This is a genomic window from Wolbachia endosymbiont of Pentalonia nigronervosa (genome assembly GCF_014534705.1).
In the GTDB taxonomy this organism is placed as follows: domain Bacteria; phylum Pseudomonadota; class Alphaproteobacteria; order Rickettsiales; family Anaplasmataceae; genus Wolbachia.
This window is the reverse complement of the sequence record NZ_JACVWV010000098.1, coordinates 1-3,218: the sequence shown is the minus strand read 5'-3', so window position 1 is coordinate 3,218 and position 3,218 is coordinate 1. Positions and strand designations below refer to the sequence as shown.

General features: G+C 34.4%; 5 protein-coding genes and 1 pseudogene. All 6 read left to right on the top strand.

Annotation, left to right across the window (positions count from 1 at the left end):
* Positions 1-577: ankyrin repeat domain-containing protein (locus IC220_RS06595; RefSeq protein WP_188153673.1), on the top strand; the 577-nt coding region annotated here is incomplete at its 5' end.
* Between the two features lie 33 nt (positions 578-610).
* Positions 611-1,045, top strand: coding sequence for a DUF2924 domain-containing protein (locus tag IC220_RS06590; RefSeq protein WP_188153672.1), 435 nt, complete (start codon positions 611-613; stop codon positions 1,043-1,045).
* Between the two features lie 14 nt (positions 1,046-1,059).
* Positions 1,060-2,277: a recombinase family protein gene (locus IC220_RS06585; RefSeq protein WP_369408774.1), complete on the top strand. Its 1,218-nt coding sequence runs from the start codon at positions 1,060-1,062 to the stop codon at positions 2,275-2,277.
* Positions 2,267-2,683, top strand: a complete 417-nt coding sequence (locus IC220_RS08125) for a hypothetical protein (protein ID WP_369408773.1) — start codon at positions 2,267-2,269, stop codon at positions 2,681-2,683. The genes IC220_RS06585 and IC220_RS08125 overlap by 11 nt, the downstream gene beginning before the upstream one ends.
* Before the next feature lie 221 nt (positions 2,684-2,904).
* A complete protein-coding gene (locus tag IC220_RS08035; RefSeq protein ID WP_255424139.1) occupies positions 2,905-3,033 on the top strand; it encodes a hypothetical protein in 129 nt (42 codons plus the stop codon).
* A gap of 60 nt (positions 3,034-3,093) precedes the next feature.
* Positions 3,094-3,218 (top strand): annotated as a pseudogene (locus IC220_RS06580) (IS256 family transposase); the annotation flags it as partial.

The following is a 3,218-nucleotide window of genomic DNA, read 5'->3' as shown; positions in this document are numbered from 1 at the left end:
AAAATCATATGAAGGGATAAATGAAAAAGGAAAAAGTGGAGACACAATTTTGCATCAAGCAGCAGGAATAGCGAATCAAAAGACGGTGAGGTTACTAATAGAAAAAGGAGCAGATGTAAATGCTAAAAATGAAAGAGAAGAAACACCGCTATATCGAGCAGCATGCATGAGGTATACAAAAAATGTAGAAGTACTAATAGAAAAAGGAGCAAATGTGAATGCGGTAAATCTTATGGGAAGGACAGCATTGCATATAGCGTGTACGATGTCAGCAAAAGAAGTAGTAGAAGAATTATTAAAAGCCGGAGCAGATACAGAAATAAAAGATGAGTTAGGAGCAAAAGCAATAGTTTATGCAAACAAAGAATTTAAAGCCCTACTTGGCAAGAGAATAGGAATACCCTCAATACAAGAAACAAAAGAACATTTTACGGAAGCACTTGTCCAGTTACTAAGACTAGAGCCGAAGTTGACAGGGAAGATAACAGGAATAAAAGAAATGAAAGATGGAATAAAAAGGAAGGAAAAAGTAGTGAAGCACCTTTCAGGTATATTTAATGACAAAAAGGAAAAGTAAGTATTATAAACCACAAATAAAAAAGGGGGAGAAATGAGCAGATCTACAGAACAAGAGGTATTATCGTTAACAAGTAAGTCGTTACCAGAGATTAAGAAAATATGGAGGCAGCTTTTTGAGTCGGAAGCCCCACCATATTGCCGGAAGTATTTAATACCAAGAATAGCGTATAGATTGCAAGAGGTAAAGTATGGTAAGTTATCAGGCAAAGTGGAAAAAAGAGTTGATCAATTAGCAGACCAAATGGAAGAAGGAAAAAAGATAAAAGGTGATAACTTACCAGTGTCAGGAACAAAGTTTATAAGGGAGTATAACGGTGAAGATCATGAAGTATTGGTAACTGATAAAGGGTTTATATACCAAGGACAGTTTTTTAAGTCATTATCAGCAATAGCAGAAAAAATAACGGGAACAAATTGGAATGGCCCAGCATTTTTTTCATTGAGAGATAAAAGGAAAAATGTTTAAAGAGTAGGAGATAAATGTATAAAGAAATAAAATGTGCAATATACACTAGAAAATCAAATGAAGATGGACTAGAACAAGCATTTAACAGCATAGAGTCACAAAGGGCAGAGTGTGAAAAGTTTTTCAACGCTAATAAGCGAGAAGGTTGGTCTTTATTGCCAAAAAGGTACGATGATGGGGGATACTCAGGAGGTAACTTAGATAGGCCAGCCTTGTGTGAATTATTGAGTGATATAGAAATAGGAAGAGTAAATTATGTAATAGTATTTAAGCTAAATAGATTAACAAGATCATTAGTAGATTTCATCCGAGTAATATCAGATAAATTTAATAGAAACCGAGTGAGGTTTAGCTCAGTAATGGAACCGTATTTAAACGAGGAAAGTACAGACAATGAGTTCATGTTATATTTAAACCTTGGAATAGCGCAAAGAGAAAGGAAAGCAGTAGGAGATCACATAAGGATAAAAATAGCAGGATCGAAAGAAAGAGGATTATGGATGGGAGGAAATCCACCACTAGGGTATGATATAAGAGAAAAGAAACTAATTATTAATGAAGAAGAAGCAAAAGTAATAGAGCATATGTTTGCAAGATTTATGGAGCTGAAATCAGTAACAGCCCTGGTGAAAGAAATAAACAGTCAAGGATATAGAACCAAAAGATTTCAAGCAAAATCCGGAAATTTTCATGGTGGAGAAGAATTTAAAAAAGCAACAGTAAGAAGAATAATAACTAATCCAACCTACATAGGGAAAGTAAGGCATCATGAAAAACATTACCAAGGACAGCATAAGGGAGTAATAAAAGAAGGGATATGGTGTAGAGCACAAGAGCTAATAGAGAATAGGCCTTTTAGAGCTATAAAATATCAAGAGGCACTATTAAAGAGCGTAATACGTTGTCAGAGATGTAATGTTAGCATGACACCAACATATACGAAGAAGAAAAATAAGCATTACAGGTATTACGTGTGTAGTAATCATTTACGAGGAAAGTATTGTCCATCGATGAATCGAACAGTAGCAGCGGGAGAGGTGGAAAGGATAGTGATAGAGAGAATAAAATACCTATTGGAGAAAGAAAGGCTAGGTATGATTTGGGATCACTTGTTTCCAGTAAAACAGGAAGAGATGATAAAGAAACTGACTAAAAGTGTCTGGGTAGGAGAAAGAGGAATTGAAATTTGTATTAGTTCAGAAGGGTTACAAGAGGTAAAAGATGCAGCTTAATAATTTAGAAGAAGAGATCCAAATCAAAAATGGAGAAATATCTTTTTTTGTACAACTGAAGTTAAAAAAAACACCAGGAAGGTGCATAATATTAGAGCCAGAGAATAAGCATAGTAGAAGCGGGAAGAAAAATAATATTCTACTGAAAGCACTAGTGAGAGCACATCTATGGCAACGTCAGCTAAATGAAGGTAAGTATGCAAATATGGTAGAGCTGTGTATTGCCAATAATATGGAACCAAGGTCAATGTACCTACGAGCTGTATTGCGGTTAAACTTCTTAGCACCAAAGATAAAAGAAGATATTTTAAATGGCATGCAACCTCGTTACTTGAAATGGACTGATTTTAAAAAAGGCATACCGCTTTTGTGGAGTGAGCAATTTGAAAAATTTTATTATGTATAATTATTATGGGTATAGCAAGCATTTTGGTTTCTAACTGAAACGTATAGCTGTTAAAAAAAGACTGCTGCCAACTTTGCAATTGTACAGGAATCACAAGAACAGTTTTTAGGTGGCTTGACAGTGATCAACAAGTGAGCGAAATATTAAAGCGTTATGCAAAAAGTGATTGACTTGTAATCTCATGATAATTAAGATGTTTTTAGTTTGGTTAATGAGGTTCTATGTTAAGTTTTTTTGATAATGAAACATTTGCAAGGGAAGTAGAAAAATTTAGGCATTGCCTAAAAATAGTTGACAAGACAACCGAAGTCCTTAAAGGGGCAAGTATTGATTTTCAAAGGGAGTGTTAAATAAACTGTGTCAAACCGAAAAATGATATATTAATGATATAAAAAATGGAGGTTTAACAAATGAAAGAAAAAAGAGCAAACAACTATGTTGGATTAGTAAACTATCAAGAATTAGAGACAAATATCCTGTCATCTATAAGAGAAGGTAAACCACTAACCGGAAGAGAAGGAGCACTGACACCTTT